Origin of the sequence: Micromonospora sp. DT201 (assembly GCF_049841575.1) — a bacterium.
Lineage (GTDB): Bacteria > Actinomycetota > Actinomycetes > Mycobacteriales > Micromonosporaceae > Micromonospora.
On record NZ_JBNCKP010000083.1, the window covers coordinates 1 to 497 of the forward strand.

At 70.4% G+C, this 497-nt stretch carries 1 protein-coding gene and 1 rRNA gene; both read right to left on the bottom strand.

Annotated elements, in window-relative coordinates; all coding sequences use genetic code 11:
* The coding region (locus tag ACLQ28_RS34500; protein ID WP_425690447.1) for a hypothetical protein at positions 1-284 on the bottom strand (284 nt) is incomplete at its 3' end.
* Positions 285-426: 142 nt separating this feature from the next.
* A 5S ribosomal RNA gene (gene rrf, locus ACLQ28_RS34505) occupies positions 427-497 on the bottom strand; the annotation flags it as partial.

The following is a 497-nucleotide window of genomic DNA, read 5'->3' on the forward strand; positions in this document are numbered from 1 at the left end:
GAAGCCACCCTCGCGCGGAGCGCCGGAGCGCGAACCATCACGGTCGCCACCACGGAAGCCACCCTCGCGCGGAGCGCTGGACCGCGAACCATCACGGTCGCCACCACGGAAGCCACCCTCACGGGGAGCGCTGGAGCGCGAACTGTCCCGGTCACCACCACGGGAAGCAGAGTCGCGGCCACCGGCGTAGCCCCCTCGGGCGCCGCCACCACTGTCACGGTCTCCCCGGTACGGGGGCCGGTCTCGGTCATCGCGGCGCGGGCCGCGGTCGCGTCCGCCCGCACCGTCAGTACGGTCTTCGTAACGACGGGGACGGTCTCCGCCCTGCGGTCCTGAACTCACAGGTACATCCTTCCTGATTGCGCCACCAATGGCGCTACGCAGTCGAGGGCCGACCCGGATGGGGCGGCCCTCGACTGGAAGTTTGTCCGGCGGCGTCCTACTCTCCCACACCCTCACGAGTGCAGTACCATCGGCGCTGGAGGGCTTAGCTTCCG